Raw genomic sequence first — 26,493 nt, 5'->3', positions numbered from 1 at the left:
CAGTCACGATTGTATAAACCCTCCCGATGAATAATACTCCAGTATGGACCTGGTCATCAGGCAATATTGCAAAGAGGATTTTACCTCTGTGTGTGATCTTGAGCGGGAGAATAGTCCGCAAGGGTGCAAGCCCGAGGTCTTTATCCGCCAGGCGGGGGTTCTCTTTGCCGATACCTTCCTCGTTGCGGAATGCGGCGGGGAGGTCATCGGCTATACCATCGGGGCTCTCGTGCAACAGCGCCCCGCTACCGGGTGGATCATCCGGCTGGTGGTCTCCGGGAAACACCGGCGAAAGGGTTTTGGAGATAGCCTCGTTACCGCAGTCATCAGCGGTCTTTTGGAACGCGGGGCAGAAGAGATCTATCTTTCGGTTGCACCGGGAAACAGAGCTGCACGAGCACTTTACGAAAAACATGGATTCCAGGAGACCGAGTTCTGTCCGGCCTACTTCGGTGAAGGGGCCGATCGATACATCCTCCGGAGGAGCATCGACGATCATAAAGGTTTAACCCGTTTGTATTGATATCGGTGCGATAACATGCCTCTTATACCGCTTCGAATTGGTGAGATATTCCGACCGGCGCTGCAGTTCCGGTCATACCTCTACGCATCCCTGGCCCTGGCCGTCGTCGTCTTCATCCTGCCGTGGCTCATCCCCGTTGTCATCTTCAGTCCACTGCCCGTTGCTCTCGCCGTCGCTATCCCGGTGCTCGCCGTTGTTGCGTTCGTCGCCTACTGGATACCCCTCTACTATGAGAGCATAGCCTACCGGCTCACCACGAGCGAGATCACCTGGCAGCGCGGCGTCTGGTTTCGGCAGACGGGGTTCGTCCCCTACAACCGGATCACAAACGTCGATATCACACAGGGCCCCCTGATGCGGTTCTTCTCCTTCTCGGCAGTCCGGGTGCAGACCGCCGGCTACTCGGCTCAGGCGCAGGCGGAGATCGTTCTCAACGGGATCGAGGACCCAAAGGACCTCCAGGAGAAGATCATGAGTTTCGTTCGGGGAACCGGTCCGGTCGCGGTCGGGGGCGAGCCGGAGGGTCAGCCGGCCGGGGATACGGTTGTGGCGGAACTTCGGGCGATCCGGCAGTTGCTCGAGAGAGTGCTTGAAAAATAGGATTTCTGGTACAAGACCTACCTTCCCGCAGCCGCGTCCCGCTTGATAACCAGGACCGGCTGGCGGGCGTTCTTGATCACGTACTCCGAGACCGTTCCGAGCAGGCGATCCCGGAGGTTCGACCGGCCGTGGGAGCCGATGACGATGAGCGAGACTCCCTCCGCCTCCGCTGCGTTCACGATCTCCGTTCCTGGCGTGCCGAGGGGCGTCCGGACCGTCACCTTCAGACCCTGCCTCTCAAGCGCCCGGCGGGTATCGATGATCCGGTGCTGGACCTCCTCCCGCAGTTGTCGTTGAGTTTCGGTCTCCTGGTCGGGTATGGTTCCGAGAAACCCCTGCCCACCCGAGGCGATCGTTGTGATCTCCTTTGAGTCGATGACATGGACAAGGATCACCTCCCGGGTTCCTGCCTCCTGCAGTGCAGGGATGTAATCCAGCGCCTTCATGGAGGGTCCGGAGAAGTCGGTTGGAAAGAGGATACGTTCGAACATGGGCCTCACTCCGATAACATCCCTTCCGCTGGAGATGTATAAAAGGCATCGTTTGATGGGCGAAGGAGGCGAGTGGCGGAGTGCTACCCGGGTGGCATCTCTCTTTCGCGCTTTGGGCGTTTGGAGTATGCCTTATCCTGCCTCATTCCCCGAATCAGAACTCTCCACCGGTGAAGCATCCGTCGAAGACCAGTAGTTCCGACCGGCGCAGGATACGGGAGGGGGATCGCCGTCCCGTCCGGGTCGACGACGAGATCGAGGGCGTCTGTACACTCGGTGCAGACGGTCTTCGCGTCCAGATCCGCGTCCAGCATGGGATGGGGCGACTGGAAGTATACCCGGCTTCCCGCGATATCGGCGAACTCCTCAAGCATCTTCGCCTGGAATACTTTCTCCTCCGCAACGGCTGCCGTAGCATCTATGCCGCAGATCCGGCCGATCTCCTCGATGAACCGGCATGTCCCGGCAAGGCCGACCGGGAACGAGTCTACGTATGGGATACTAAACCTCCGTTTGAAGTCCTCGCCGACCGGCCGGAGGGAGGGTTCCCGAAGAATGTTTACGGCGGCAGAGTTGAGGCACCCGACGTCATCTGTCCTGATCTCGCGCACGAACCGTAGGTTGACTGCTATACCGAGCCGGGAGAGAAGGCGCTCAATCTCGGCCGCGTTCTCGTCGACGTCGTACTCCAGGTTCTTCTCGCCGATGAGGTTCGCCGAGAGGGTCTTTTCGGTCGCTGGCCGGGCCAGAGAGGCGACGGCGGAGAGGGCGTTCCTGATGCCGGTCTCAAACACCCCTCCAAGGAACCCCGCGGTCGGCACGGCAATCACCGGGATGCCCCAGTCCCGTGCACAGACAGCCGCGACGTCGTCACCGATCGTCTCGACGATGCAGGTTGAGAGGACGAATATAGAGGCGGGCGCAGGTGAGAGCGAGATTGCCCGCGCAATCGCCCTCTCCAGCGCCTCTTCACCCCCGAAGATGATGTCGTTCTCCGTTAAGCGGGTGGTAAGGAGACGTGGGACCTCAAGCCGGTCGTTTGAGAGGTGGGTAGCGTGGAGGAGGGAAAAGTTATGGTGGGTGCAGCCCGACGGTCCATGGATGATGCAGACGGCGTCCCGTACCTCTGTGAGCACCGAGAGCGCTCCGGTCAGGGTGCATCCTTCAAACCTGGACGAATTCGAGAGCGAAGGATTCGAGTTCATCCGTCTCAAGGGGCTTTGGGATGCTCGTTGTTTTGTTCTCGTAGACGGTGCGTGCAAGTCCCCGGTAGACCGCAGCCTGGTTGGAGTCGGGGGCGTACTCGACGACCGTCTGCTTCTGTAGTTCCGCGATCTGCACCACCCGATCGCGGGGGATATAGGCGATGAGCCGTGAGTTGATCCGGCGGGCGAACTCCTCGACCAGGTCCCGCTCGCCCTCGATATTCTTTGCGTTGCAGATCACCCCACCGAGGGTGCACCTGCTTCGCACTCTGCGTGAGAGGCGGGCGATGGCTTTTGCAATGTTGTTTGCTGCGTAGATGGACATCAGTTCGCCGGAGGTGACAAGATAGATCTCCTGCGCGTATCCATCCCGCATCGGCATTGCAAACCCGCCGCAGACGACATCTCCGAGGACATCGTAGACGATGACATCGCCTTTGAGGGCTTCCAGGCGCTCAAGGAGCTGGAACGTTGCAATGATTCCCCGCCCGGCGCACCCGATCCCCGGCTCCGGGCCGCCGGCCTCCACACAGCGCACGCCTGAAAACCCCCGGTAGACCACGTCGCCGACGGTGATCTCCGCCTCCCCGCGCTCCCGGATAAGGTCGAGGACCGTCGGGATCCAGGTCCCGTGCATCAGCATGCGGGTGCTGTCATGTTTCGGATCGCAGCCGATCTGCAGGATATCGAGCCCATCCTCTGCGAGTGCTGCCGATAGGTTTGCTGCAGTAGTGGATTTTCCGATTCCACCCTTCCCGTAGAGGGCGATCTGTTTCATTATTCTTACTATGCGCTTGCATGGGTAATTATGTGTCGGATGGGATCCAGCGCAATTTAATATATATACTTTGCTGTAATTCAGTCCGTCTTTTTGAGAATTCCTTTAGCCACAATTCTTAGTGTTTGGCCACTGTATAATTATCTGGCAATTATAATTGAAATTTTAGATTTAGAAAAGTATATTATAGTCGATATGAAACTCTTTGTTAGGCAGAGGGAGACGAACCATGGACCCACGATTCAGATCACGGTTGGTTGCGGCGATTATCCTGATCATCGTCGTTTGTTCGGCCTTTTCGGTGAGCCCGGTTAGTGGTTTCCGTCTGGAAAACAGGGATGGGGACAGCACTGAAGCGGCGATTGCAGAGGCTCTGGTGCTCCAGCAGAGCACCAAGATCAGGGATGAGTTCATCGAGGATGTGACAGTCTACATCGACAGCGCAAACCCGGCCTTCCGGCAACAGGATGCGTCGACGAACCCAGGCGGCCTGTATATCCCTGAGGAGAACGCCATCTATATTCGCTCAGATAAGGACCCGTCACGGGCCGATGAGGTCTTCGTCCAGCAGGTCGGGTACCGCGTCTACCACACCATGGGGTTTGATGAGAGCACAGTCTTCCCGACTCTTGGCGTTGCCCCTGGATCCTACCTGGACCAGGTCAACACCCCGGCCGGCGAGGATAAGGAGGCTGCTGTCTTCGCAGAGGCCTTCATGCTCTATCACACCTCTCCAGACCTCCTTGAGGAGGATGCCCCGGAGATTTATGCCTACATGGACTTGCTGGTCGAGAGCGGTGGGGACTGCGCAACGGTGGACGACCAATATATCAACTATCAGCCGGAGTAACCGGCATATTATTTTTTGTAAGCCCGATCCGTTTCCGATTGGGATGACCTGTCTTAGCCCCGGAACGGGCCGCTCACTCATACCGCTTGAAGAGACCCATTACCAGCATGATCACCGGTATGACCTCCAGGCGACCGATCCACATGAGCAGGATAAAGACGATCTTTGCCGGACCGTTCATCTCGGGCGAGACAAACCCTGTGGATATGCCGTTGTTGCACATCGCGGTGGATACCTCGAAGATCACGTTGCTTGAGTCGAAGGCTGTCGGCTGCAGGTGCATCAGCAGTATCGTGGCGACGAAGATGGTCAGGAAGTAGAGCATAATAATCAGCATGTTCCGCGAGACCTCGAGGTCGGCGATATTCTTCGGGATCACCCTGCCGTTGTACTTGAACGGCACGAGCACCTTTCCTGAGACGAACATCCGCCGGAACCACCAGACCAGGCTCTGAAACCCGAGGACTACCCGGGAGAGTTTGATGCCTCCGGCGGTGCTCCCCGACGCGCCGCCTATTATGATCAACATCGCAAGGAAGAGGACCGTCACGCTCGCCCACTCGTTTGGAGAGGCGACCTGAAATCCGGTACTGGTGACCGCCGCCGTCGACATGAAGAGCGCCTGCCGGATGGCGGTGGGAATATCCGTCGCGCTGAGTGTGACGAGGTCCCACGCAATCACGATGATCCCGAGCGCAATGAGTATAAAGAGGAGTCTGGCCTGCTGGTCGTCGAAGATGTGCACAGACTTCTGACGGTAAAAGAGGTAATAGAGTTTGAACGGCAGAGCACCGGCGATCATAACCGGGACGATCAGAACCTCAAGGAGCGGGTTATTGTAAAAAGAAATTCCTTCCGAGTGGACAGAGAACCCACCGGTGGCGATTGCGACAAGGGCGATATTCACGGCGTCCCAGACCGGTATCCCTGACAGGAGGATGAGGCCGATTGCAGCGGCGGTCAGTGCCAGATAGATCTTCCACATCTCAAGTCCCGTCGCGACAACGCTCGGCATCAGCGCCTCCGAGCGCCCTTCAGACCGATAGAGGCGGAACTGGGTCAATCCCGTCCGGGAGGCCATTGCGACGGTGAAGGCGACGATCCCGAGCCCCCCTAGCCACTGCATCAGCGATCGCCAGAAGAGGATGGTTCGGGGCAGTTCCTCGACCGAGCGCATCATCGTCAGGCCCGTATCCGTCCACCCGGACATCGCCTCAAAGACTGCGTCGAGGTAGGAGACACCGAGCCCGAGGGTGAAAGGAAGGGCGCTCACGAGCGCTATGGCGAGCCAGATCAGGGCGACGGCCATAAGGGCGGCGGATAGGGGTGCCTCACGATCTTCCCGGGGGACTTTGGCCAGGAGCGTCCCGAGAAGAAATAGAACGACCGGGACGGAGGCCATGGGCAGGACCATCGCCCACTCCCGGTAGATCGCCGCTACGAGAAGCGGGAGTGCCGTGACGATGCTGATATACCGAAAGATATTGCCAATATCGGGTGCGATGGTCGAGAACTGCTCGATCCTATCCATCAGTACACATTCTCCGGAAACTGATATCTACCTTCCCCAGTACAGCATTCGGATTTTAGTCCCCGGAAACTCGTTACCTCCGGTCGCCGCACCCGCACCCGCCACTTGCGGCCGCCGTTACCTTTCTGCCGGTTGATTCCGGGGAACTCTCGATGAAGATGCGCCGGTTGATGATCCGCCAGGCGAGGATGAGTTGCGCCACATCCCCGGCCGTCAGGTATCCACCGCTCTGGACCAGATCGATGGGTTGCACCTGTGTCTGAATCTCGATGTTCTTCTCCAGTCTCCTCACCACAGCGTAGTTCAACTCTCCGTCGAACGTGAGCGCCCCCATGGCTCTTCCCCCGATCTCTTCGATCGTAAACTCGACCATGAAGTTCCGCTCCGAGAGGGATAGGAGGGGGAAGAGATCGATGGAGAGGTCGACGTCTCTGATGCTCCGCTCGAGTTTGCTCTGGCAGAGGGTGACGTGGTAGACGTTGCGCTCCTCGCTTATCTCTCTCCCATACTTCGAGAAAGCAATCTTGATGACCGCGTCGGCAAACTGGCATTGCGGTGCGACGTACGCTTCGTAGTCGCGCTTGCGCTCGGCCATCTCCTGGACGACGGCGTCAGGGGTGTATCCCCTCCGTTCCACATCACGCTTGATCTTCCAGGCCCGTTTTACGTCGGGATCCGGGTCCACGTAGAGTTTGAAGTCGATCAGGCCCCGCAATCTTGGAGTGATGAATGGGTGCAGCCCTTCGAGGATCAGGATCTTCGTGGGGCTGAAGGGCACCGGAGGATCGAACCTCCCGGTGTTGTGGTTGTAGACCGGTTTCTGGATCGTCTTCCCCTCTTTGAGGGCAGCAAGGTGCTCTTCCAGGAGGTCGAATCGGTTCGCTTCGGGTGCAAGCGGGGTGATCCCGAGTTTTCTGCGCTCCTCGCGGTCGTATCTGTGGTAGTCGTCGATCGTGATCGTCGAGATCAGGTCCTTTCCAAAGATCTCCCGGATCGCTCTCGTGAAGGTGGTCTTTCCGGTCCCGCTGTCTCCCGCAACGCCGATGATGAAGACGTAGGGCGACTCGGCAATAACTCTCTTGAAGTCGGAAGGGGGCATAGATCAACTCAAGGGTGTGGGTAGGTATCCTGGCGTGTTAAGATTTCGGTGCGGGTTGACCGATCCATGTTCGAACCGGCAACCGTGAAAAAGGGTGGAGGTTACGAGGGGAGGATCCCCGCCTCCTTGTGCTTCTTTGCGATCTCGTCGGCGAGCCGGTCGAGAGCCGCGAAGTCTTCCTCCTTCGGATGCCCCTTGATGTAGACCGGATCAAGGAACTCGACCTTGAGCCGGTCGAGCATCTTCACGGTGGTGTCGACCGTCTTTCCGCCCCAGCCGTATGAACCAATCACCGTCGCGTAACGGGTCTTCGGGCGGAGGAGATTTGCAAGGTACATCGCGTAGACTGCTTGAGGATGGGGACCAAAGATGAGCGTAGGCGCCCCGATCACGACTGTTGCGGCATCCACCAGCGCTTTTGCGAGTTCACCGATGTCGGTCTTTGTGAGGTTGAACGGCTGGACCTCGACGCCGCGTTTCATCAGGGCGTCGACGAAGTGCTCGACCATCGCGAGTGTACTTCCGTGCATGGAGACGTACGGCAGCACCACCGTATTCGTCACGGCGTCGCTCGTCCAGTCCCGATAGGCGTCGAGGATGAACGCCGGTCTATTATAGACCGGGCCGTGGCTCGGCGCGATCAGATCGATCTCGCGTGAGGCAAGCTTCTCAAGGTGCCCCTTGATGCTCGACCGAAACGGCATCATGATCTCGGCGTAGTAACGTTTTGCGGACTCGTAGACCGCACCCTCGTCGGGGACGTAGAGGGAACTCGTCGCGTAATGTGAACCAAAGAGGTCGCAGGGGAAGAGGATCCGGTCTTCCGGCAGATAGGTCAGCATCGTCTCCGGCCAGTGGACCCAGGGAGCGATGATGAATTCGAGCGTCTTACCCCCCAGATCGAGCGTCTCACCGTCGTTGATGACGACGAACTGATCTTCCGGGACGTGGAGGAGGTCGATCAGGAAATCCCGGCATTTCTGATTCGTCACCACCTTTGCACCGTCGAACCTCTCAAGCATTGCCGGTATCGAGCCCGAATGGTCCTGCTCCGCGTGGTTGGCTATGACGTAGTCGATCTTCTCGACTCCGAGCGCCTCCAGGTTTGCCACAAGTTCTGCGGTCTTCGCCGGGTCGACGGTATCGATTAGCGCCGTCTTTTCGCTGCCCTGCACCAGGTAACTGTTGTAGGTGGTGCCGTCGGGGAGCGGGATCAGTTCATCGAAGATCCGTCGGTCCCAGTCAATGGCTCCTACGGCAAAGACACCCGGCACAATCTCACGTGCTGCCATCTCCAATCGCCTCCTCCGCCTTAAGGCATCTGCAAGTATCCGTCATGGTCATGCTCCATAGCTCTCAACCGTCCCGGCGGACGGGGTCCGCCGGTCAGCAAACGTCTCTCATGTCCGGACGCTGATAACGGTTTCGTTTTATCTTCCATGTGAGAGGGTGGTTTGTCTGCTTACCCCTCCTCCCTCTTTTCGGACGGTGTTTGCATAGAGATGGGCCTGTCGGGTCGGTTCGGGGAGGCGGTATCCCCGTGCGGTCTCAAGGACGAGGTCGACGGCCCGTGAGAGTTCAACCCGGTGGCCGACCGAGACATAGACCGGCTTGATACTCTCTTTCGTTCGCACAGCCATCCCGATCGTCTCGCCGTCCCGGAGGATCGGACTCGTCGATCCCCTGCCGGCCTCCGGCTCAGCCGCTGTGCCGACAAGGAGACTCTTTGCGACCCCTATGGTGGGGCGGTCGAGCAGGACGCCCATGTGGCTTGCGATGCCAAGTCCCCGGGGATGGGCGATCCCCTGCCCGTCAAAGAAGATGACGTCCGGCTCGGACCGCATTCTACGGAACGCCTCGATGAGGGCAGGACCTTCCCGGAAGGTCAGAAGACCGGGGATGTAGGGGAACAACGTCCTTATGGAGGCGGAGACCCGCTCGACGACGGTAAGGTCCGGGCAGCGGAGGGCGACGACGACCGCATGAATCTCGTCTGAGCTCTTCGTGTAGGAGGCATCTGCACCGGCCACAAGGGAGACCTCTCCGATCTCGCCGGAGGTGCGGACCCGGGTCCGAAGTTCCTCCTGGAGGCGGGCTGCCTCGTTCGGCGTCAGGTCGAAGGGGTGGATCTCCCGGATCTCCATAGTCGTCTCTTGCCCGTAGGCTTGCAGGTGGATATACCTTCTGGATGTGCGGCACTCCGGGTGGAATACCCGATCTGACCAGGCCCTACTCGATGCACAATTCTATAGGGGCTAGCGATTACCCCGCCTCCTTCACGATCTGCGGTCTTTTTCCTTGGGGTCTGGTGCTGTCGTAGACATCCTCACTGCCCCGGCCCGTGTCTCTCACCAGGTAGTTTTATATCCAGAGAAGGATACGGCCCGGCAAGCCACCTTCGGACGTGAGCAGTATGGGGCGTTGGATCTGCAGTGTTTGTGATTACGAGTATAACGAGGAGGCGGGAGACCCCGCCACCGGGATCCCGCCAGGAACCCTGTTTGAGGACCTCCCTGACGACTGGCGATGTCCCGGGTGCAGTGTAGGGAAGGAAGCATTTGTAAGGGTTAATGATGAGGGGGAGGCGAAGGCAGATGAAGAAGACTACCTCTGAAGGGGCCGCCACGACCGTGGCCGATGTCCTGGTCTCTGAACTTGCCGCATGGGGGATCACCCTTTACTTCGGTATCCCCGGAGCGTCGTCGCTCCCGCTCGTGGATGCGGTCAGGCGAAACCCTGACGCCCGGTATATCGTTGTCCGACACGAGCAGACCGCTGCCCTCGCAGCGTCTGCCTACAACAAGTTCACAGGAAAGATCGCGGTCTGTCTGACGATCGCCGGGCCCGGAGCGACGAATCTTGCCACCGGGCTATACGATGCAAAAGAAGACCGGGCGAGTGTCCTCGCGCTCTCCGGTCAGGCGAAGACGCAGTATGCCGGCCCGGGCGGCATCCAGGAGATCGATCAGGACGCGTTTTTCCGGCCTATTTCAGTCTTCAACAACACCGTTGCCGATCCAAAGACCGCGGTCAAGCTCCTGACGAGGGCCATCCGTTACGCCATCGTTGGGCGCGGTGTCGCCCAGCTCTCCATCCCGAACGATGTGCAGCGTGAACCCCTCGAGCCGTCCTACTGCGAACGCGAGACCTGCCTTCCCGAGGTCCGGGTTGCCCCGACCGACGAGGCCGTCAGGGCAGCGGTGGAGGTGATCGACGCCGCCCAACGGCCGGTCATTCTTGCGGGATTCGGGAGCATGAATGCAGCCGGAGCTCTCCTTGATCTCGCAAAGACGATCCAGGCTCCGATCGTCACCACCTTCCGGGCGAAGGGGGTCCTCCCCGAAGAGAATGAATGGGTTGCGGGGGTGCACGGGCCGCTCGGGACGCCGCATGCCCGTGCATTCGTCGAAGAGTCGGATCTTGTGATCGCCTGCGGTGCGAGTTTCTCGGACTTCACCGGGATCCCGTGGGAGAAACGGGTCGTCCATATCGATATCGACCCGCTCCAGCTCGGCAAGCATCCGTTCACGGCCGCGGTCTGGGGGGACTGTGCCGTTGCCATACCCCGGATCCGGGAGCAGGTTCGGGCGCGGGATGACCCGTCGGTCAGGAAACGGCTCGCGGAGCAGAAACAAGCATGGTCCGAGCAGCTCGACCGGGAAGCCGATCCGAAAGCCGTACCTATTCGCCCGCCCTACATCATGAAGGTTCTCTCCGAGACCCTTCCTGAGGATGCGCTCATCTCTATTGATGTTGGGGAGAACCTCTGGTGGTTCGGGCGAAACTTCCGGATGAAGCGGCAACGGTTCGCGATGTCGGGCTACCTCGGGACGATGGGTTTCGGGCTTCCCGGGGCGATCGCCGCGAAGCTTGCCTATCCTGATGCGACCGTCGTCTGCATCACCGGGGACGGGGGATTTTCCATGGTTATGGCTGACTTTGTCACGGCGGTCAAGTACGGCCTCCCCTTGGTCGTGGTGATCTTAAACAACCATGAACTTGCCATGATCCGGGAGGAGCAGCGAGAAGCGAATTATCCGCCGTACGGCACCGAACTCACGAACCCCGACTATGCTCTCTATGCAGAGTCCTGCGGCGGCGCCGGGATTCGGGTGACCAGGCCTCTGGACCTCCCCGATGCAGTTCGGCGAGCACTCATGATGGACAAGCCCGTTGTAATAGATATCGAGACCGACCCGAAACGGTTTGAGTGACTCCCTGGTGCACGAATCTTAGGGGTTGGGTTGCAGCGGGCATCGGGCGGGTGCGGCATGGTGCCCGCCCGAAACCTATAAATGTCCCCCGCGGGAATGGGGTTCCGAGGGTAATGTGAACATCCCGGCCATAGATGCTGCATCCGCGGTCTCTGTGCCGGGTATATGCGGATCGCCGGACGTTGATCCGGGTGGGAGCACGGGAATTTGCTCCACGCTTAAGGGCTCCGTGGGTGCCCGTTCAATCATGGGCACCCATGGAGGGATGTGCAGTGAACCGGAACGCTCCGGTTCGCCGCTCTTCTTCTGACTGTTGAAAATTCATAGCGTCCAGTGAGGCGGACTGTTCAAAAATAATTGGAGTTTGGTTACTCCTCGCAGAGGTAGTCGTAGAGGAATGCGGCGAGCACAGCACCGACGATGGGGCCGATGATGTAGATCGGGAAGAACTCCCAGAGGCTCTGGCCGGCAAGCAGCCAGTCCCCAAGGAAGGGGCCGAACGTACGGGCGGGGTTTAACGATGCACCGGTCAGGTTCCCGACCGTCGTGATGATCCCCGCGACCGCGAGACCCACCACAAGCCCGGCAAAGCCCGGCGTGGCCCGTTCGTCGACTGCGGCGCCCATGATGACGAGCATCAGGAGGAATGTTCCGATAGCCTCGATGACGATCGCCTGCAGGTAACCGATGCCGGGGAACGGCGTCGTCGCCCCAAGCCCGCCGATCGTGACGGCATCCGGGCCGACGACCCAGGCAAGGAGCAGGCTTGCTGCCGCGGCGCCGATCAGTTGCGCGACGATGTACGGGACGACGTCGCGGCCGGGGAGCCGGCGGGTCGCAAAGAGGGCTATCGTCACCGCCGGGTTGATGTGGCACCCCGATATCCTCCCGAATGCGTAGATCGATCCGGCGATGGCGATACCGAAGGCGAGCCCGATCGCGAGCCAGTCTCCAAGCCCACCGAGCGCACCGATCCCTATGTTGAAGGGGGTCGCCGGGGTCGTCCCCGCAGCGAGCATCAGCGTGACGACCGCGGCGCCGGTACCGAAGAAGACGAGTATGAACATTCCGACGGCTTCGGCGAGGCAGCGTTTTCCAAGGGATATGGTCATGGTTTCACCAGTACGTGAGATACTCCTTTTTGGTCTAGTCCAAAAAATGGGTTTTAAGTGCCTTTACTTCCCATACAGGGCGTTGTAGCACTCGGGACAGAGAATCCTCGGCAAGGGAGTCTTTACGCGTTTGCTTGGGAGCGGGTAGCCCCCCTCCCAGACATCGATGTCCTTTCGGACGATATGATCCATGCAGAGTCCCATCCCGCAGACGATGCAGATCGCGACTGCATCGCTATCCTTCCCCTCAAGGGCGCAGTAGTAGCACTTCATGCCCTCTCTTCCTCTAGACCGCCTCTCTCCACTGGCAGTACGGGTGTCGCCGATCGACCAGACATGCCGAGGCGCAGTTCTTGCAGGCCCGCACCGGAGCGGCTGCCGTCTCCTTCTCGAGAGCGATGATGTTCGTCATCATCGTTGCAGTCACGGGCTCGCTCGTCAGGAGGCACGGGTAGTCGGCGAGGCTCATCAGGGCGGCGAACCGGACCGTTATGGCGCAGGCCGGGTAGACGTACCACTGCGGATTCATCAGCACTTCGTTCTTGCGGATGGGTGTAAGATCGACGGGGTACTTGCCGACCCGGGGGATCAGTTCCTCGCCGGACCCGTTCGCGCCCCGTTCTGCCTTATCGAGGATCTTCCACCCGCGGTAGATCATGTCCATGAAGTCGCAGTTGTGGAGTTCCACCGCCGCGCCCCGGTCGGGGTAGACCTGGACATAGTTGTGGAACCTCTTCGTGAGCAGGTCGACGACCATGGGGGCGTTGAACCCATCGAGTTCGAGGAGGTACTCAGCCGCTGCGGCCGAAGCACCGGTTGCAAGATTGAGGACGTCCCAGTAACTCTTGTAGGCATCGAGTGAGTTTCGCAGCGTCGACTCCATCACATCGGTGACCGCCTCGATCGTCGCCATCACGACGTCGTCCTTACACATGTTGAAGGTCGACTGGGCGATGTGGTGTGCGACATCGCCGACACTGTAGGCGGGAACGGTCAGGATGTTGCCGTAGTGGACACCATCATCGATGGCTGCCTTGACGGTCGTCTCCATCCGCCGACGGTACTCGGCCATGTATTTCCTCGGGTCAAACGACGTCATCCCGGCTTCATCCATCAGCTCCGCCTGGGCTTCTACCGGTTCGCGGTAGAGTTTCTGCATGATCGCGATCTCTTTCTTCGTCGCCTCAGCGGGGGTATCCCCAGCTTCGAGGGCTTTAGAGAAGGCGTCGCCGAGCCCGTAGGAGGTGTTCATACCCCAAGATTTGGCGGCGAGAATGGCGCGCTTGTGCTCGACCGGGATATCGGTCTTCTGGAGTATGCGGTTCACCACGTTGCTCGTGCTCCCCGGCATCAGAGCGAAATCGACGACGCAGGTAGGACCGTAGAACCCGCCGTAGTGGCGCACCGATTCCAGACCGATCAGGGCCTCTGCATCGGCGATTGCCTGGATGAATGTATCAACGCTCTTTGCGAACGCTTCGTCCTGATCCTTTAAGATCTCAAGCACCACGGGTGTCTGGTAGTGCTCGACGAAGGGGTCGTCTTCGGGACGGACTGTCTTTGTGAGGCTCTTGAGGATCTCGTAGTGCGAGACTACCGAGTTCTTGTGGAGGTCGATGACTGCTTGGCTCTGGTCCCCGATCGCCGTCATCTTCTTCGTCACGTCGACGTAGGGTTTCGTGTCCTCGATGACGAACTTCTGACCGCGTTTCGCCCTTACCGTCTCCACGTCCGCCCGCTGGGCGGCCATGGCCTCATTTATCATCTTTTCGTAGAGTTCTCTCATATACGATCACCTGGTAACTTCCACTGTCCGGTCTTCGGACAGTCAGTCTGAATGTGCGATACATACGGGGGTCCCTGCTGGACCCCCGGAGTCCGGCAGACAATTCCCAGGAGGGAGAATGCTGACAGTTGCTTGGGATACTGGAGCGGGATTGAAATTTCGGAAATACGGTATCGGCCCGTGCACCCTCCCTCTCGCCTTCGAATCCCGATAGATACTCGTCGATCGGTGACTTGGGTCGTTTAAGGATATATGTTTTGTGTCGTAGTCCGGGCTCAGGGCTCCTCTTAGAAAAAAAAGTCATTCCGGGCCATCGATTTTTCTTTGATCTTCGGCCCCGTCGCTTAATGCCATTCCTCAAGTATCAAAACCAGGCATCCAGGGTCTTCTGCGCCGCCTTCACCGAGACCTTGGCGAGAGCGCTTCTGACGCGGTCTTCGGAGAAGTCGTAGCGCCCGCAGAGCATCTCAACGACCCCCTCCACGTCCGGAGCCCTCCACTCGAGGGTGTAATCGTCGGTGACCGGAGGGCTAAGGAAGAACTCCCGAATTGGATCGGGATCGAACTCGGGCTGCTTTTCGGCTATCACCGAGTCAAACGCGCCGCTTCGCACGATCTTCAGGGCCGTCTTGCCCCCGATGCCCCGGATGCCCGGGTTAAAGTCCGTTCCTACCAGGATCCCGATCTCGATCAACTGCTCCCTTGTCACGCCCAGGCATTTTTGGAGGGCTGATAAGACGATTCGTTCGGGATTCACCGTGATCGTCCGCCCTCTGATCTTTCGCCGGCCGCTGACCGTGAGGTTCCTCACCAGGACCGGAGAGCCGAAGAGGAGCGAGTCGTAGTCCTGGGAGACGGAGTAGGTGACCTTCCCTTCCTGAACCATGTATGCTGCCTGCGCCTCGCCCTCGCTTGGCGCCTGCACCCAGGGGATCCCGAGCAGGTCGAGGAGTTCATGGGACGACGTGATGACATGGCTGTCGATCCGGGATGATGCGCTTGCCTGCCGGTAAGCCTCCTCCATGTCTCCCTCCCGGAGCGCTGCCTTCCAGGCCTCGTCGGCCTTTGTGCGGGCGAGGCGCCGCTCTTCAATCGTCTCCTGTTTGAATTCCGGCGGTTTTCCATCAAAGACAAAGACGGGTTTGATGCCCATCTCCAGGAAGTTGACCGTTCGAAAGAGGATACCGGAGAGATGCGATGTGATCTCTCCTGCATCATTCATTAACGGAGTCCCGTCGGGCTGCCGGATGATCGAGAGGAACTGATAAAGCGCGTTGTGCGCATCCACTGCCGCAGTGCCGGAGAGTTCATCCCACGTCAGCGTCTCTTTACAGTCTGCCAGGATATCGCGGATAGCAACGCCCATGATACCTTACTCATGAGAAGGGAAGAGGCCATTAAGGTGGCGATCCGTATTACCGGTACATCCGCCGGGAGAGCCCGTCGACGATCTCTTCGATGTGGCTCACGGTATTCTCGTATTTGGCCGTCATCGTCTTCCCCATCTCTTCCATATTCACCCGTATGGTGCGCTCCCGCTGTGTGATACTCTCTTCAAGGCTCACAATCTTCATACCGAGCGAGATGAGCAACCCTCCAAGGGAGAGCATCATGAACGTTGCGGCAATCGCTATCGTCAGATCCTGCCAGAACCGCATGACCAGCACAACGGTCGAGATCACCATCACGATAGTGAGAACAATGTCGATGATGAGTTCGCGAATCTCCATATTTTAAAGTGATGAGGATGCATTAATTAACCTACCTAAAGTGAATGGAGTCCTGTTATGAAGATACGCGACTGGCTGCCAATTCTCGGGATGCCCATCATGCTCCTTGCCGTCCAGATCCTTGCTATCGTACTCGTCATGCCCATGCAGGCGGCAGGGCTTGTGGCGTTCGAAGACCCAGAGTCGGTCGCAAATCCCCTGTTTTTCATAGGGATACTGCTTGTATTCACACTCTTTCTGCTCCTCCTGATGCGGTTTGGAGGGCAGCGCTTCATTGCCGTCATCGTCGGTTTTGCGCTCTTTATGACCTTCCTCTACATCTTTTCGTCACTCTCCCTCCTCGTGCTCGGGACCACTGATGCTGCGGCTATTGTCGCGCTCGTCGGCGCAGGAGCCGCGACGGCGCTCCTCTACTTCTACCCTGAATGGTACGTCATCGATATTCTTGGCGTCCTGATATCCGCGGGCGTAGCTTCCATATTCGGGATATCTCTCGCAATTCTACCGGTGCTCGTGCTGCTCGTGTTGCTCGCGGTCTACGATGCCGTATCGGTCTATCGGACAAAGCATATGATTACGCTTGCCGAAGGCGTCCTCAAGACAAAAGCGCCCATCATGGTCGTGGTCCCGAAGAGAGCGGACTACTCGTTCCGGCGGGAGGGCCTCACTATGACGGAAGGGGAAGAGCGCGGCGCGTATCTCATGGGGATGGGCGACCTCATCATGCCCTCCATCCTCGTCGCGTCCTCGCATACGTTTGCAGGCGCCCCCCCGGTCCTCTGGATCCTCTCCGCCCCGACGATCGGCGCGATGGCGGGCTCGCTCGCCGGCCTTGCCGTGCTGCTCTTCTTCGTCAACAAGGGCAAACCCCAGGCGGGGCTGCCGCCGCTAAACGGCGGTGCTATTGCTGGTTTTCTGATTGGAGCGGTCCTCGCGGGCTCGCTTTCTTGGATTCCTTTCGGTATGTGAGCAAGAGGTCGAGGACCTCGTCCACCCCCTTGCCGGTGAGGGTGGACATCGTCGGGTATCCTTCGATTGCGCGGATATCCGCCTTGTTTACGACCGTGAGAATCGGAACCTCGACAAGCCGGCGGATCTCGTCCAAGAGTCGGACCTGGTTCTCTATCGAGTATCCGCAGTGTTCGCTTGTATCAATGATGAAGAGGACGAGATCGGCCGTGTTGATGATGGCGCTCACCGCTTGCCGCTCGATGGGGTTCCTCTCCTCCGCCGGGCGCTCGAGGACTCCGGGCGTATCGATGAACTGGATTCGTTCGTGTCTCCCGATATCGCGGTGGCCAACGATGATCCCCTTGGTGGTGAAGGGATATGCCGCAATCTCTGGCTCCGCCGTGGAGACAAGCCTGATGAACGAGGATTTCCCGACGTTCGGAAACCCTGCCACCACGATGGTGAACTCATCTTCGCTCACGTGCGGGAGTTTGCGCAGGATGTTTCGGGCTTCGTTTAAGAATATGAGGTCATCTTCCACCTGATGGACGATGGAGGCGATGCGGGCAACGGCCTGCCGCCGTTTCCGGTCAGTCTCCCCTCCTGACCGCATACTGCGGGCATAACCGGAGCCGACGGTCCTGGCCTGGTCGGCCGCCCAGGAGACGGCGCCGAGGGACTTTTTAATCCGGTCGAGGGAGATGAGGATATCGGCCACCTCGCGGTAGAAGGGAGGGAGGCGCTCGAAACTCGGAAACGAACTGACCACGCTCTTCAACTTATCGTGGATGGCGCTCGCGACCGCTCTCACAAACTCCTCGTTTGCTCTATCGACATTTGTCTTCAGTTTCTTCTTGGCAGCTGCCCTGCGAAGACTGCGGTCGAGCACTTCGTCCGCTGTCGGAACGGTCGGGATAGTTTCGAATTCCACTGCAAGCACAACCTAATGTATTTAAACAACATATTATGACTGATAACTATGGATCTCTCTCCGATTCAGAAGGACATCTTGATTACTTTAATTACTCTATATCATCAGTCCTCCCACTCTATAAAAGGTGAGGAGATCGCGGATGTACTGAAGCGCAACCCCGGTACTGTTCGCAACCAGATGCAGGCATTAAAAGCATTGGGGCTTGTCGACGGCGTGCCCGGCCCCAAAGGCGGTTACAGCCCGACTGCACGTGCATACAAGGAACTGCATCTGGGAGACCTCGAGCACCAGTCCGAGGTGCCGATCTTTCGCGACGGTGAGAAGGTGAAGGGTGTCCGGGTCGCTGAGCTCGATTTCACCACTCTCTGCCATCCGGACCTCTGCCACGCGATGGTCCGGATCATCGGGAGCGTGAAACTCTTCCGTGTCGGGGATATGGTCTCTATCGGGCCCACACCGGTGAATAAACTCCTTGTCCGGGGTGAGGTCTATGGAATGGATGAAAACCTGCAGGCGCTTCTTATCAGCGTCGCGGAGATGATATCCCTTCCGAAACAGGCGATCAAGCACTACATGAGCACACCGCTTCTGACCCTGCCGGTCTCCGCCACCCTTCGTGACGCAGTTCACCTCTTTAATCTCCACCGTATCCACGGTGCCCCGGTGATTGGGGATAATGGCGATCTTGCGGGCATCGTGACGCTGAGCGATATCGCTCGCGCTCTGGACGAAGGGTTGAGTATGGATGCGCCCGTTGCACAGATTATGACCCCCGATGTGGTGATGGTGCCGTCATCAATCCGACTCTACGAACTCGTTAGACGATTCAAAGAACGAGAGATTGGGAGATTGATTGTAGTCGAGGATGGTAAGCCCGTTGGGATCGTTACTCAGACCGATATTATTCGGGTCTTTCCCTCACTTTGATACCCTCCCCGTTCTGAATTTGTCACTTCAACCCCTCTGCTGACGGATAAGTATTTATATGAGAATACCTATGGTGCTTCTGTAAAACGAGCTCTGTTTGAGAGTACAATGAACAGAGCTCAATGAAAAGGGGGGAATAAGATCATGACTGATATACCTCTGGCACCAGTTGGGAGAATCGTGAAGAAATCCGGCGCGGAGCGAGTTAGTTCCGATGCCAATGAAGAACTTGCAAAGTTAATGGAGCAGTACGCGTCGAGAATCGCAAAAGAGGCGATTAAACTCGCAGGTCATGCAGGCAGAAAGACAGTCAAAGCAACAGATGTTCGGATGGCCGCCGAGACTGTTAAATGAAACAATTCTAACTTCTATTTTTCGGCCAGGGCAAACCCTTTGGGCGGCTTTTTTGCAGATATTCCTCTTGAAATCCGCATAGATCCTCCTCAATCGTCAATCCCGGTCTTTCTTGGGGTATGACCAGCACGATCCGGAATTCATCCGGGTGTTCTCAACCCTCATTCTAATTCCGGAACGCCGCATTTAAAGGATATTTGGGAAATTTAAAAGTTTAAATAGTAAAAAGACCTCAAACTCTGTATGAGCAAAACCCTCTGCCGGACCCTTGCAAAGAAAAGAGTAATGAGTAACGATGGCATGCTCATTGGAACTCTCAAGAACATCATGGCCGATCTCAATACCGGGCAGATAATTGACCTGATCGTCAAACCGGATGAGACATTCAGGACTGATGGTTACCGAATGGATGGGGACAAGATGCTCGTTCCGTTCGAGGCGGTAAAGGATATAAAAGATTATATTGTTGTCGACCGTTATCTGCTGAAGAGATCGGGATAATACTTCTTTACCGCCTCTACGAACCCCTCTCCGTACATCCCCTGTGAGACCCAGTCTGCCGCCGATTGCGTCAGTGCCGGGGCATTTCGTACTGCGACTCCAACTCCGGCGGCTCTGAGCATCTCGATGTCGTTCTCCGAGTCGCCGATAGCCATCATCTCGTCCGGGTGAATCCCCAGCTCTCCGGCGAGTTCCCGGAGCGCCGTTCCCTTGTTGACGCCGAGAACCTGGAGGTGGATCGCAAACCCGGTGTCGAGCACCCGGACGGGGAGGTGACGGTCGCGGATGATCGCCCTCGCTTCATCGGCGTCGATGTTCCGGGCAAAGGCCACATCGGCGAACCGGTACTGCGCGCCAAAAAGTTCGAGTTCAATACCCTTCTCGGCAAAATAATCCCTGAGTTCTTCAAACGCAGCAAGACAGACTTTCTGGTCACCGGAGATGTTGAGCGTACCTGAGAATGTCCTCCGATAGACTCCTCCGTTCTCGCCGATGATGGTCCCGTCCGTCCCAATCATCTTGCAGAGCCCGTCCATGAAGCAGACGGTGTTGCCGCTTGCAAGCACCACTGTGATCCCGGAATCGACGAGCGTCCGGATGGCCTCGATGGCGGCGGTATTGATCCGCCGCCGTCTGTCGGTTATGGTGCCGTCGACGTCCGTGACAAGCGCCTTTAACACGGTTTGAGCCCTGCCTGCTCGACTACGAATGCCGCTTCGCCTTCGGGGAGGTTGGGACTGTCCACCAGGCGGGCTACCCGCTTTCCTCCCTTGCTCTTGCGCAAGTATATCCGGAAGGTTGCAGTGTGCCCGACGATGTTGCCGCCGATAGGCTTCGTGGGGTCGCCGAAGAGGACGCCGGGGTTCGACATCACCTGGTTGGTCACGAGACCGACTGCATTGTGGTCGTCGAGCAGTTTTAAGAGGTCGTGCATGTGGCGGTTCAGCTTCTGCTGCCGGGGGGCGAGGGTGCCGCGCCCTGCATACTCCGAACGGAAGAGCGACGTCAGGGAGTCGATAACGAAGAGCCTGATCGGGTAGTCGGACTTACGCAGGTCGTTTGCTAACTCGCGTGCGGTATCGAGGAGCAGCATCTGATGGTCGGAGCTGTGTGCCCGGGCGACGTGGATCCGCTCGAGGACCTCGTCAATCGATCCTATATCGGCTTCTTCGGGGAGTCCGTTGACCATCTGCTCGATACGCTCCGGACGGAACGTGTTCTCGGTATCGATATAGACGACGCCGCCGTGCAGCCCTCCGATTTCTTCGGGGAGCTGGACGTTGACGGCCATCTGGTGTACGATCTGGCTCTTTCCAGACCCAAATTCTCCGTAGACCTCGGTTATCGCCTGTGTCTCGAAACCCCCGCCGATCAGTTCATCGAACTCGGGAACCAGCGTCTTGAGTTTCTGGACGTCCTTTCTCTTGTCGAGGATATCCCGGCCCGTCTTGAAGCCTCCGATATCCGCCATCTTGCGGGCGGCAAGGATCAACTTCTTTGCGGTCCCCTCACCGATCTCCGCTGCTTCGGCAAGATCCGCTGTGATAGCCGTTGCAACGCTTTCGACGGTCCCGTAACCGGCTTCGCGGAGTTTTTCTGCAGTGGCCGCCCCGACGCCGGGCAAATCTTCAAGATCAATCTCTGACATCTCAATCCTCACTTGATCTCTATGGTGTGTTCCGTTACGTTACACTAAGAGTCTATAGCGTGAGACATAAAGGTCGCTCGCCGTGCGGGGTGAAAGTGAAGATCGGGATCAGGGCTTCTCGTTGAGCCGATCCAGGCGTGACTGCAACGCGTCCCGATCGGGAGTTATGCTCTCCAGATGGCTTATTTGGATAACCCCCCGATAAACGGTTCCTCTCGCGCGCACCAGGTATCCGACCGGCAGGGGCTCGGCAAGGAGGTAGCAGGCATCGGCGGTCTCGAGAGCCGTCCCCTGTCGGGTTGGGATGATCGTCCCTTCGACCTCCACCTCCACCTCTTCTTTAGCAAGGATAACGAGGGCGCTTCCCCAGGAGACATGCACCTCAAGATCGCCGTATCGACCTTTCCGGGCGCTCACGTTGTAGACTTCGAGCGTGTCACCGACTGCCAGATGCTCTTCTGCCTTCTCGCCCCAGATGACGACCGGGATCTCCCCGGTCCGGTCGGCGATGACCAGGTTCCGGACCAAAGACTGCCTCCCGCTCCGCGTGACAAATGAGCGGGCGGGCTGCACCTGCACAACCGTGCCGGAAAGAGAATAGGCCCCCCCTTCCTCGACGTCGGCGATGGTATCCAGCGGGACGACGATCTCCCGCTCCGTTCGGGTGATGGAGCCCGCTTCGCCGAGGCTGTACTCTATTCCCTTCTCCCCATCCTTGACAGCGGCACCGCGGATGACGACCGTCTCCCCCGCACGGAACCCCTCTAGAATAGCGGGAGCCCAGACGACGAGCCGAAAGACTCCCTCTTCGTTCCCGATCACCGCTTCGACCATCTCTCCCGGGGTTCCATCGCGCCTCGTGAATGCCCGCGGGCTCCCGAGGGCGATGAGCCTCACTTCGAGATCTTCTCTCGAACTTTGGGGTGCAGAGGTCTCCGCCTCATCGCAGGTGATCTCGCACGCCGCCTCCTGGGCCGCAACGACGGTGACGTCGGGGATCTTCCCGCGCCCCTTCGGCCTGCCGAGGACCTCAAGGACGTCGCCTACCCCGATCTCGGCAATCCCACCGGCCTTCTCGTCCCAGAGGGTCAGCCTGGCCCTGCCGGTCTCATCGCCCACCAGCACGTTCGCGACAAGGCCGGTCGTGCCGTCTGGCCGCTCGAATTCCCGGGGCTCCTCGATGGAGAGGACCTTTCCAAAGAAGCAGGCGAGGCTCGAAGCCCCGGCAAGGTCGCGTATACGAACATGCGAACGGCCGAGGTCTTTTACGACCAGCATAGCCGCCGTCTGTTCGTCGAGGAGGTCTCCCGACTCCGCTACCTTCTCCTCCACCCGTCGTTCGAACTCCTCCTTTCCGAGGAGATCGTCGACCAGAAGGTAGTGGAACTTCACGTCTGCCGCTCCGCGCCTACTCCTGCCAGGGCACCGTCACCATGGTGGCGGTCAGGTCCTCGATCGTCTCGGCACGGCGCATCAGGGCTGCCTCCTTGCCTGCAAGGAGGACTTCGGCGCACCGCGGGCGGCTGTTGTACTGGGACGACATCGCAAACCCGTAGGCCCCGGCGTCGAGCACCGCGATGATGTCGCCTGCTGCAAGTTCGGGGAGCATCCGGTCTTTCGCGAGGATGTCGCCCGTCTCGCAGATCGGTCCCGTGACGGAGTACTCGGAAACGGCTGGGGCGTCGGCTTTGTTCGCCGCCACGACCTCGTGGTAGGAGTCATACATCGTCGGCCGGATCAGGAGATTGAACCCGGCATCGACGTTCGCGAAGGTCTTGTGAGCGGTCTTCGTGGAGTTGACCCTTGTTAGGAGGATCGTTGAGTCGGCGACGAGCCACCGGCCCGGTTCGACCCAGAACTCGGGCTCTATCCCGAGTTCTTTGATGCCGCGGAGGAAGACCGGCATCACCGCTCCCGCGTAGTCCTCAGGCGTCGGGGCCCGGTCCGTCTCCCGGCGGTAGGGGATCCCGAGGCCGCCTCCGATATCGATGAACGCGGGATCGACCCCGATATCGAGGAGGTCGCGGGCGACGTCGATCAGCACCTCGACCTCGCGGGCGAAGGGTTCCACGGCGAGGATCTGCGAGCCGATGTGGCAGTGGATCCCGACGGGGTTCACGTTCTCAAGCGCGAGCGCCTCGCGGTAGGCATCGAGGATCTGCCCGGCCGGAATGCCGAACTTGCTCGTCGCAAGCCCAGTTGCGATCTTCGGGTGGGTTGGGACATCGATTGCGGGGTTGACCCTGAAGGCGATCTCGACGGTCTTTCCCGCCTCTTTCGCTACGGCGTCAAGCTGCCGGAGTTCGTCGACCGAGTCCACCGAGACCCGGATCCCCTTCTCGACCGCGAGGGCATGGTCCGAGGGAGTCTTTGAGCTCCCGTTGAAGAGGAGCGACTCTGGCCGCATCCCTGAGGCGAGGGCGAGGGCGACCTCTCCTGCGGAGAAGACGTCCGCCCCTGCGCCCATCGATGCAAGGGTCTTGAAGACCGCGAGGTTGCCGTTCGCCTTTGCGGCGTAGAGGATGCGGACCTTTTTGTAATGGGCGGTGAGTGCGCCGGAGAGGCGCTGGAAGTTCTCGCGGATCCTGTCCTCGCTCGTGACGTAGAGCGGGGTGCCGAACCGTTCGGCAAGGCCCACCGTATCGTGCTCGCCGATCCAGAGGTGGCCGTCCCTGACCGAGAGGTGGGGTGGGAGGATCACAGGTCAAGCCCCCGCATCCGGTCGACCGCCTCGTTGATCCGCTCGATCGACCTGGTGATTGCGAACCGGACGAATCCTTCGCCGTTCTTGCCGAAACCTACTCCGGGGGTCGCGACGATCCCGGCCTGGTCGAGGAGTTTTGCAGCAAACGCCATGCAGTCGTCGACCGGCGCCCAGACGTAGAAGGTCGCCTTCGGCGCCTTGACGTCAAGCCCGATCTCGGTAAGCCCTTTCACAAGCGCGTCCCTGCGCTCCTGGTAGATCGCGCAGGCGTTCGCGACACAGTCCTGGGGGCCGGTAAGCGCGGCGATTGCGGCGTGCTGGATGGCGTCGAAGGCCCCGGAGTCGACGTTGGTCTTGACCCGGCCAAGCCCTGCGACAATATCGGCGTTCCCGCAGGCCATCCCGATCCGCCACCCGGTCATGTTGTAGGTCTTTGAGAGCGAATGCATCTCGATGCCCACCTCCATTGCGCCGTCCACCTCAAGGAACGAGGGCGCCCGGTAGCCGTCGAAGGTGATCTCGGAGTAGGCGTTGTCGTGGACGACGACGATGTTGTGCTCGCGCGCAAACTCGACGACCTCCTCAAAGAACGAGAGGGGCGCCGTGGCGGCGGTGGGGTTGTTTGGATAGTTGATGAACATCAGTCTTGCCTGCTTCACGACGTCGGCGGGGATATCCTCGAGCACCGGGAGGAAGTTGTTCTCCGCGAGAAGAGGCATCTCGTAGACCTTTCCTTCGGCAAAGAGCGTGGAGGTCTTGTAGACGGGGTAACCGGGGTCGGCGGCGAGGACGTATTCTCCGGGGTTGACAAAGGCCTCGGCTATGTGAGCGATGCCTTCCTTCGACCCGATGAGCGCGAGGGTCTCTTTCTTCGGGTCGAGGTCGACCCCGAACCGGGCCCGGTACCATTGGGCAACCGCTTCGCGGTAGGCGAGCATACCCGCGTAGGAGGGGTAGTGATGGTTCTTTGGATCGCGGGCTGCCTCACAGAGCGCCTCCACGATGTGCGGGGGAGTTGGGAGGTCAGGGTCGCCGACACCGAGGTCGATGACGTCGACACCCTGGCGCAGTTTCTCCTCTTTCATCTCGTCAATGCGTGCAAAGAGATACGGGGGAAGGTTATCCATGCGTCTTGAGTACATTGCCAGAATGGTTTCGCATGGAACCCTATCTAATTTCTTGCTTGCCCCCGGGGTGCTTTCCGTGCCGGTAATGCAGTTACGGTAGCAGACCCGACGCTCCGGTGGATACAAACTCTCCGGTGGAGCGCAAACCCAGCATATGAGATGGCGCGGGAAGGCAGGTGGCGGCGGCTCTCGGGGCTCTCCCGGCCGCGAAGGTGCACGACTTGAGCCCTTGCAAGCCATGCCTTCCGGACCACGATCAACGATTACCGAACCCATAGAGGGCTTTCTCCCTGGGAGATGGATAGGGTGGGTGCTCCGGCTCCCGTCCCGCGAACGGTTAAATACGGGCGATGCGAAGTTAAATTCATGGCTCTCCCGGAATACGTTGTGGTCTTCTGTACGGCCCCCGCAGATGAGTCGGAGGCAATAGCAGAGGCAATCATTGATGCACGCCTGGCAGCCTGCGTGAATATCACCGGTGTGCGGTCTCTCTTCCGGTGGGAGGGGGCGGTCGAGGAGGAATCCGAGCATCTCCTGATCATCAAGACCCGGTCGGATCTGCTCGACGCACTTGTTGCGCGGATCAAGGGCCTGCACAGTTATGAAGTCCCGGAGATCATCGGCCTCCCCATCATCGGCGGTTACGCGCCTTACCTAGACTGGATACAGGAGGCGACATCCTGATGCAGATCGTCTGCCGCGCCGGGATCCAGGTGACGGGTGAAGATGCACGGGAGGTTCACGATGACATCATCGTCGAGGACCATGTGCGGCTCTTCTTAAACGGAGAGTTCCTCACGGCCCTGGTGGCGAGCTACGACCGGCTCGCCGACCTCGGGGCCGGGTTCGTCATCACCGAGGGGCTGGCGGAGAGGGTCGATTCGGTGGAGGTCGACGGGAAGGATATCTATATCTCCGCCCCGGCGAGAAAGGAGTTCCAGCTTGAGACTGAGTCTTCCGGTGGCTCCCGCGTGGTCGGCGAACCGCGATCCGTCGCATCGTCCATAACCATAACGGCCGACGGCGTCCGCGCGGTCACGGCGGCGATCGAGTCGGATGTCTGGCGGAGAACCGGCGGCGTCCACTGCTCGGTTCTCTTCTGCGACGGCGAACTCATCACCCGGGCCTGCGATGTCGGGAGGCACAACACCGTCGATAAGGTCGTGGGCTATGCGGCCCTCCAGGGGCTTGACCGGTCCAGGTGCATCCTCGGCTGCACAGGCCGGCAACCGGCTGGGATGGTCGCGAAGGCGGCGAATGCGGGCATCCCGATCGTCGTCTCCCGCGCCGCCTCGACCGACCGGGGGATCCTCACGGCCGAGAGAGCGGGAATCACATTGATCGGCTTTTCGCGGGGGGAGCGGTTCACCATCTATACGCACCCTGAGCGGGTGCCTGACGTCTTTGAACGCCTAAAGAAGGCTTAAT

The 26,493-nt window shown here is 59.2% G+C and carries 29 protein-coding genes; 11 read left to right on the top strand and 18 right to left on the bottom strand.

Going from position 1 to position 26,493, the window contains the following annotated elements; genetic code table 11:
- Positions 1-88: 88 nt before the first annotated feature.
- Positions 89-523, top strand: coding sequence for a GNAT family N-acetyltransferase (locus tag ACI94_RS04630; protein WP_224732731.1), 435 nt, complete (start codon positions 89-91; stop codon positions 521-523).
- A 15-nt stretch (positions 524-538) separates the two neighbouring features.
- Complete coding sequence (locus ACI94_RS04625) at positions 539-1,123, top strand: PH domain-containing protein (protein WP_066956588.1); 585 nt, start codon at positions 539-541, stop codon at positions 1,121-1,123.
- Between the two features lie 17 nt (positions 1,124-1,140).
- Here ACI94_RS04625 and ACI94_RS04620 read toward each other — a convergent pair whose 3' ends face one another.
- From ACI94_RS04620 to cfbC, 3 genes are all read right to left on the bottom strand, one after another.
- A complete protein-coding gene (locus ACI94_RS04620) occupies positions 1,141-1,614 on the bottom strand; it encodes a universal stress protein (RefSeq protein WP_066956591.1) in 474 nt (157 codons plus the stop codon).
- An 83-nt stretch (positions 1,615-1,697) separates the two neighbouring features.
- Positions 1,698-2,819: a nitrogenase component 1 gene (locus ACI94_RS04615; RefSeq protein ID WP_066956594.1), complete on the bottom strand. Its 1,122-nt coding sequence runs from the start codon at positions 2,817-2,819 to the stop codon at positions 1,698-1,700.
- On the bottom strand, positions 2,779-3,597 hold the full coding sequence (cfbC, locus tag ACI94_RS04610; RefSeq protein ID WP_066956598.1) for a Ni-sirohydrochlorin a,c-diamide reductive cyclase ATP-dependent reductase subunit: 819 nt from the start codon (positions 3,595-3,597) through the stop codon (positions 2,779-2,781). Before cfbC ends, ACI94_RS04615 begins: the two co-directional genes overlap by 41 nt.
- Before the next feature lie 229 nt (positions 3,598-3,826).
- On the opposite strand from cfbC, the gene ACI94_RS04605 reads away from it, so the two are divergent.
- Positions 3,827-4,447 carry a hypothetical protein gene (locus ACI94_RS04605; RefSeq protein WP_066956601.1) on the top strand — a complete coding sequence of 207 codons (621 nt, stop codon included), beginning with the start codon at positions 3,827-3,829 and terminating at the stop codon, positions 4,445-4,447.
- Between the two features lie 73 nt (positions 4,448-4,520).
- Here ACI94_RS04605 and ACI94_RS04600 read toward each other — a convergent pair whose 3' ends face one another.
- The 4 genes from ACI94_RS04600 to nfi all read right to left on the bottom strand — a co-directional run bounded on the left by ACI94_RS04600 (position 4,521) and on the right by nfi (position 9,221).
- Positions 4,521-5,978 (bottom strand): TrkH family potassium uptake protein, encoded by a 1,458-nt coding sequence (locus ACI94_RS04600; protein WP_066956604.1) that lies wholly within the window; start codon positions 5,976-5,978, stop codon positions 4,521-4,523.
- Between the two features lie 73 nt (positions 5,979-6,051).
- Positions 6,052-7,077, bottom strand: a complete 1,026-nt coding sequence (locus tag ACI94_RS04595) for a phosphoribulokinase (protein WP_066956607.1) — start codon at positions 7,075-7,077, stop codon at positions 6,052-6,054.
- Positions 7,078-7,178: 101 nt separating this feature from the next.
- Positions 7,179-8,369, bottom strand: coding sequence for an FprA family A-type flavoprotein (locus ACI94_RS04590; RefSeq protein ID WP_066956609.1), 1,191 nt, complete (start codon positions 8,367-8,369; stop codon positions 7,179-7,181).
- A 138-nt stretch (positions 8,370-8,507) separates the two neighbouring features.
- Complete coding sequence (nfi, locus tag ACI94_RS04585) at positions 8,508-9,221, bottom strand: deoxyribonuclease V (RefSeq protein WP_066956612.1); 714 nt, start codon at positions 9,219-9,221, stop codon at positions 8,508-8,510.
- Positions 9,222-9,490: 269 nt separating this feature from the next.
- Here nfi and ACI94_RS04580 point away from each other — a divergent pair, with 269 nt between their 5' ends.
- On the top strand, positions 9,491-9,691 hold the full coding sequence (locus ACI94_RS04580) for a rubredoxin (RefSeq protein WP_083524793.1): 201 nt from the start codon (positions 9,491-9,493) through the stop codon (positions 9,689-9,691).
- Complete coding sequence (locus ACI94_RS04575; protein ID WP_066956616.1) at positions 9,672-11,291, top strand: thiamine pyrophosphate-binding protein; 1,620 nt, start codon at positions 9,672-9,674, stop codon at positions 11,289-11,291. The genes ACI94_RS04580 and ACI94_RS04575 overlap by 20 nt, the downstream gene beginning before the upstream one ends.
- Positions 11,292-11,659: 368 nt before the next feature.
- Here the strand turns inward: ACI94_RS04575 and ACI94_RS04570 are convergent, their stop codons facing one another.
- From ACI94_RS04570 to ACI94_RS04550, 5 genes are all read right to left on the bottom strand, one after another.
- Positions 11,660-12,403 carry an MIP/aquaporin family protein gene (locus ACI94_RS04570; RefSeq protein WP_066956619.1) on the bottom strand — a complete coding sequence of 248 codons (744 nt, stop codon included), beginning with the start codon at positions 12,401-12,403 and terminating at the stop codon, positions 11,660-11,662.
- A 63-nt stretch (positions 12,404-12,466) separates the two neighbouring features.
- Positions 12,467-12,676: a DUF2180 family protein gene (locus ACI94_RS04565; protein ID WP_066956622.1), complete on the bottom strand. Its 210-nt coding sequence runs from the start codon at positions 12,674-12,676 to the stop codon at positions 12,467-12,469.
- 13 nt (positions 12,677-12,689) lie between these two features.
- Positions 12,690-14,189 carry a DUF2193 domain-containing protein gene (locus ACI94_RS04560; RefSeq protein ID WP_286681153.1) on the bottom strand — a complete coding sequence of 500 codons (1,500 nt, stop codon included), beginning with the start codon at positions 14,187-14,189 and terminating at the stop codon, positions 12,690-12,692.
- A gap of 364 nt (positions 14,190-14,553) precedes the next feature.
- Positions 14,554-15,555, bottom strand: a complete 1,002-nt coding sequence (gene fen, locus ACI94_RS04555) for a flap endonuclease-1 (RefSeq protein WP_066956627.1) — start codon at positions 15,553-15,555, stop codon at positions 14,554-14,556.
- A 49-nt stretch (positions 15,556-15,604) separates the two neighbouring features.
- Positions 15,605-15,919 carry a hypothetical protein gene (locus tag ACI94_RS04550; RefSeq protein WP_066956630.1) on the bottom strand — a complete coding sequence of 105 codons (315 nt, stop codon included), beginning with the start codon at positions 15,917-15,919 and terminating at the stop codon, positions 15,605-15,607.
- A gap of 57 nt (positions 15,920-15,976) precedes the next feature.
- Here ACI94_RS04550 and ACI94_RS04545 point away from each other — a divergent pair, with 57 nt between their 5' ends.
- Entirely contained in the window at positions 15,977-16,888 is a 912-nt protein-coding gene (locus ACI94_RS04545) for a presenilin family intramembrane aspartyl protease PSH (RefSeq protein ID WP_066956634.1), read from the top strand.
- Here the strand turns inward: ACI94_RS04545 and ACI94_RS04540 are convergent.
- Positions 16,821-17,801, bottom strand: a complete 981-nt coding sequence (locus ACI94_RS04540) for a GTPase (protein WP_286681152.1) — start codon at positions 17,799-17,801, stop codon at positions 16,821-16,823. The two genes, ACI94_RS04545 and ACI94_RS04540, sit on opposite strands and share 68 nt — an antisense overlap.
- A gap of 48 nt (positions 17,802-17,849) precedes the next feature.
- Between ACI94_RS04540 and ACI94_RS04535 the strand changes: the two genes are divergently transcribed.
- The 3 genes from ACI94_RS04535 (at position 17,850) to ACI94_RS04525 (ending at position 19,586) form a co-directional block, all read left to right on the top strand.
- Positions 17,850-18,731, top strand: coding sequence for a CBS domain-containing protein (locus ACI94_RS04535; protein WP_273259196.1), 882 nt, complete (start codon positions 17,850-17,852; stop codon positions 18,729-18,731).
- Positions 18,732-18,875: 144 nt separating this feature from the next.
- The gene (locus ACI94_RS04530) at positions 18,876-19,085 is read left to right on the top strand and encodes a histone family protein (RefSeq protein ID WP_011844756.1); all 210 of its coding nucleotides are present in this window, start codon (positions 18,876-18,878) and stop codon (positions 19,083-19,085) included.
- A 243-nt stretch (positions 19,086-19,328) separates the two neighbouring features.
- The gene (locus tag ACI94_RS04525) at positions 19,329-19,586 is read left to right on the top strand and encodes a PRC-barrel domain-containing protein (protein ID WP_286681151.1); all 258 of its coding nucleotides are present in this window, start codon (positions 19,329-19,331) and stop codon (positions 19,584-19,586) included.
- Here ACI94_RS04525 and ACI94_RS04520 read toward each other — a convergent pair.
- The 5 genes from ACI94_RS04520 to ACI94_RS04500 form a co-directional block, all read right to left on the bottom strand.
- On the bottom strand, positions 19,562-20,266 hold the full coding sequence (locus ACI94_RS04520) for a phosphoglycolate phosphatase (protein ID WP_066956645.1): 705 nt from the start codon (positions 20,264-20,266) through the stop codon (positions 19,562-19,564). The genes ACI94_RS04525 and ACI94_RS04520 overlap by 25 nt on opposite strands.
- Positions 20,260-21,234: a DNA repair and recombination protein RadA gene (gene radA / locus ACI94_RS04515; protein WP_066956648.1), complete on the bottom strand. Its 975-nt coding sequence runs from the start codon at positions 21,232-21,234 to the stop codon at positions 20,260-20,262. The genes ACI94_RS04520 and radA overlap by 7 nt, the downstream gene beginning before the upstream one ends.
- A gap of 108 nt (positions 21,235-21,342) precedes the next feature.
- Positions 21,343-22,626 (bottom strand): nucleotide-binding protein, encoded by a 1,284-nt coding sequence (locus ACI94_RS04510; RefSeq protein ID WP_066956651.1) that lies wholly within the window; start codon positions 22,624-22,626, stop codon positions 21,343-21,345.
- Positions 22,627-22,642: 16 nt separating this feature from the next.
- A complete protein-coding gene (gene lysA, locus ACI94_RS04505; protein ID WP_066956654.1) occupies positions 22,643-23,935 on the bottom strand; it encodes a diaminopimelate decarboxylase in 1,293 nt (430 codons plus the stop codon).
- Positions 23,932-25,080 (bottom strand): LL-diaminopimelate aminotransferase, encoded by a 1,149-nt coding sequence (locus ACI94_RS04500; protein ID WP_066956657.1) that lies wholly within the window; start codon positions 25,078-25,080, stop codon positions 23,932-23,934. Before ACI94_RS04500 ends, lysA begins: the two co-directional genes overlap by 4 nt.
- Positions 25,081-25,431: 351 nt before the next feature.
- Between ACI94_RS04500 and cutA the strand changes: the two genes are divergently transcribed.
- Both cutA and fdhD read left to right on the top strand, forming a co-directional pair.
- A complete protein-coding gene (gene cutA / locus ACI94_RS04495; protein ID WP_286681150.1) occupies positions 25,432-25,749 on the top strand; it encodes a divalent-cation tolerance protein CutA in 318 nt (105 codons plus the stop codon).
- On the top strand, positions 25,749-26,492 hold the full coding sequence (gene fdhD, locus ACI94_RS04490; RefSeq protein WP_066956662.1) for a formate dehydrogenase accessory sulfurtransferase FdhD: 744 nt from the start codon (positions 25,749-25,751) through the stop codon (positions 26,490-26,492). Before cutA ends, fdhD begins: the two co-directional genes overlap by 1 nt.
- The last annotated feature ends 1 nt before the right edge of the window (position 26,493 follow it).

Source organism: Methanoculleus sp. DTU007, from assembly GCF_001512385.1.
GTDB lineage: Archaea > Halobacteriota > Methanomicrobia > Methanomicrobiales > Methanoculleaceae > Methanoculleus > Methanoculleus thermophilus.
Note: the sequence above shows the minus strand (reverse complement) of the source record. Positions and strands in the feature narration are given on the sequence as shown.

Coding starts and splice junctions, on each gene's coding strand:
- ACI94_RS04625 (WP_066956588.1), top strand. CDS start 539: ATGCCTCTTATACCGCTTCGAATTGGTGAGATATTCCGACCGGCGCTG.
- ACI94_RS04620 (WP_066956591.1), bottom strand. CDS start 1,614: ATGTTCGAACGTATCCTCTTTCCAACCGACTTCTCCGGACCCTCCATG.
- ACI94_RS04615 (WP_066956594.1), bottom strand. CDS start 2,819: ATGAACTCGAATCCTTCGCTCTCGAATTCGTCCAGGTTTGAAGGATGC.
- cfbC (WP_066956598.1), bottom strand. CDS start 3,597: ATGAAACAGATCGCCCTCTACGGGAAGGGTGGAATCGGAAAATCCACT.
- ACI94_RS04605 (WP_066956601.1), top strand. CDS start 3,827: ATGGACCCACGATTCAGATCACGGTTGGTTGCGGCGATTATCCTGATC.
- ACI94_RS04600 (WP_066956604.1), bottom strand. CDS start 5,978: ATGGATAGGATCGAGCAGTTCTCGACCATCGCACCCGATATTGGCAAT.
- ACI94_RS04595 (WP_066956607.1), bottom strand. CDS start 7,077: ATGCCCCCTTCCGACTTCAAGAGAGTTATTGCCGAGTCGCCCTACGTC.
- ACI94_RS04590 (WP_066956609.1), bottom strand. CDS start 8,369: ATGGCAGCACGTGAGATTGTGCCGGGTGTCTTTGCCGTAGGAGCCATT.
- nfi (WP_066956612.1), bottom strand. CDS start 9,221: ATGGAGATCCGGGAGATCCACCCCTTCGACCTGACGCCGAACGAGGCA.
- ACI94_RS04580 (WP_083524793.1), top strand. CDS start 9,491: ATGGGGCGTTGGATCTGCAGTGTTTGTGATTACGAGTATAACGAGGAG.
- ACI94_RS04575 (WP_066956616.1), top strand. CDS start 9,672: ATGAAGAAGACTACCTCTGAAGGGGCCGCCACGACCGTGGCCGATGTC.
- ACI94_RS04570 (WP_066956619.1), bottom strand. CDS start 12,403: ATGACCATATCCCTTGGAAAACGCTGCCTCGCCGAAGCCGTCGGAATG.
- ACI94_RS04565 (WP_066956622.1), bottom strand. CDS start 12,676: ATGAAGTGCTACTACTGCGCCCTTGAGGGGAAGGATAGCGATGCAGTC.
- ACI94_RS04560 (WP_286681153.1), bottom strand. CDS start 14,189: ATGAGAGAACTCTACGAAAAGATGATAAATGAGGCCATGGCCGCCCAG.
- fen (WP_066956627.1), bottom strand. CDS start 15,555: ATGGGCGTTGCTATCCGCGATATCCTGGCAGACTGTAAAGAGACGCTG.
- ACI94_RS04550 (WP_066956630.1), bottom strand. CDS start 15,919: ATGGAGATTCGCGAACTCATCATCGACATTGTTCTCACTATCGTGATG.
- ACI94_RS04545 (WP_066956634.1), top strand. CDS start 15,977: ATGAAGATACGCGACTGGCTGCCAATTCTCGGGATGCCCATCATGCTC.
- ACI94_RS04535 (WP_273259196.1), top strand. CDS start 17,850: ATGGATCTCTCTCCGATTCAGAAGGACATCTTGATTACTTTAATTACT.
- ACI94_RS04530 (WP_011844756.1), top strand. CDS start 18,876: ATGACTGATATACCTCTGGCACCAGTTGGGAGAATCGTGAAGAAATCC.
- ACI94_RS04525 (WP_286681151.1), top strand. CDS start 19,329: ATGAGCAAAACCCTCTGCCGGACCCTTGCAAAGAAAAGAGTAATGAGT.
- radA (WP_066956648.1), bottom strand. CDS start 21,234: ATGTCAGAGATTGATCTTGAAGATTTGCCCGGCGTCGGGGCGGCCACT.
- ACI94_RS04500 (WP_066956657.1), bottom strand. CDS start 25,080: ATGTACTCAAGACGCATGGATAACCTTCCCCCGTATCTCTTTGCACGC.
- cutA (WP_286681150.1), top strand. CDS start 25,432: ATGGCTCTCCCGGAATACGTTGTGGTCTTCTGTACGGCCCCCGCAGAT.
- fdhD (WP_066956662.1), top strand. CDS start 25,749: ATGCAGATCGTCTGCCGCGCCGGGATCCAGGTGACGGGTGAAGATGCA.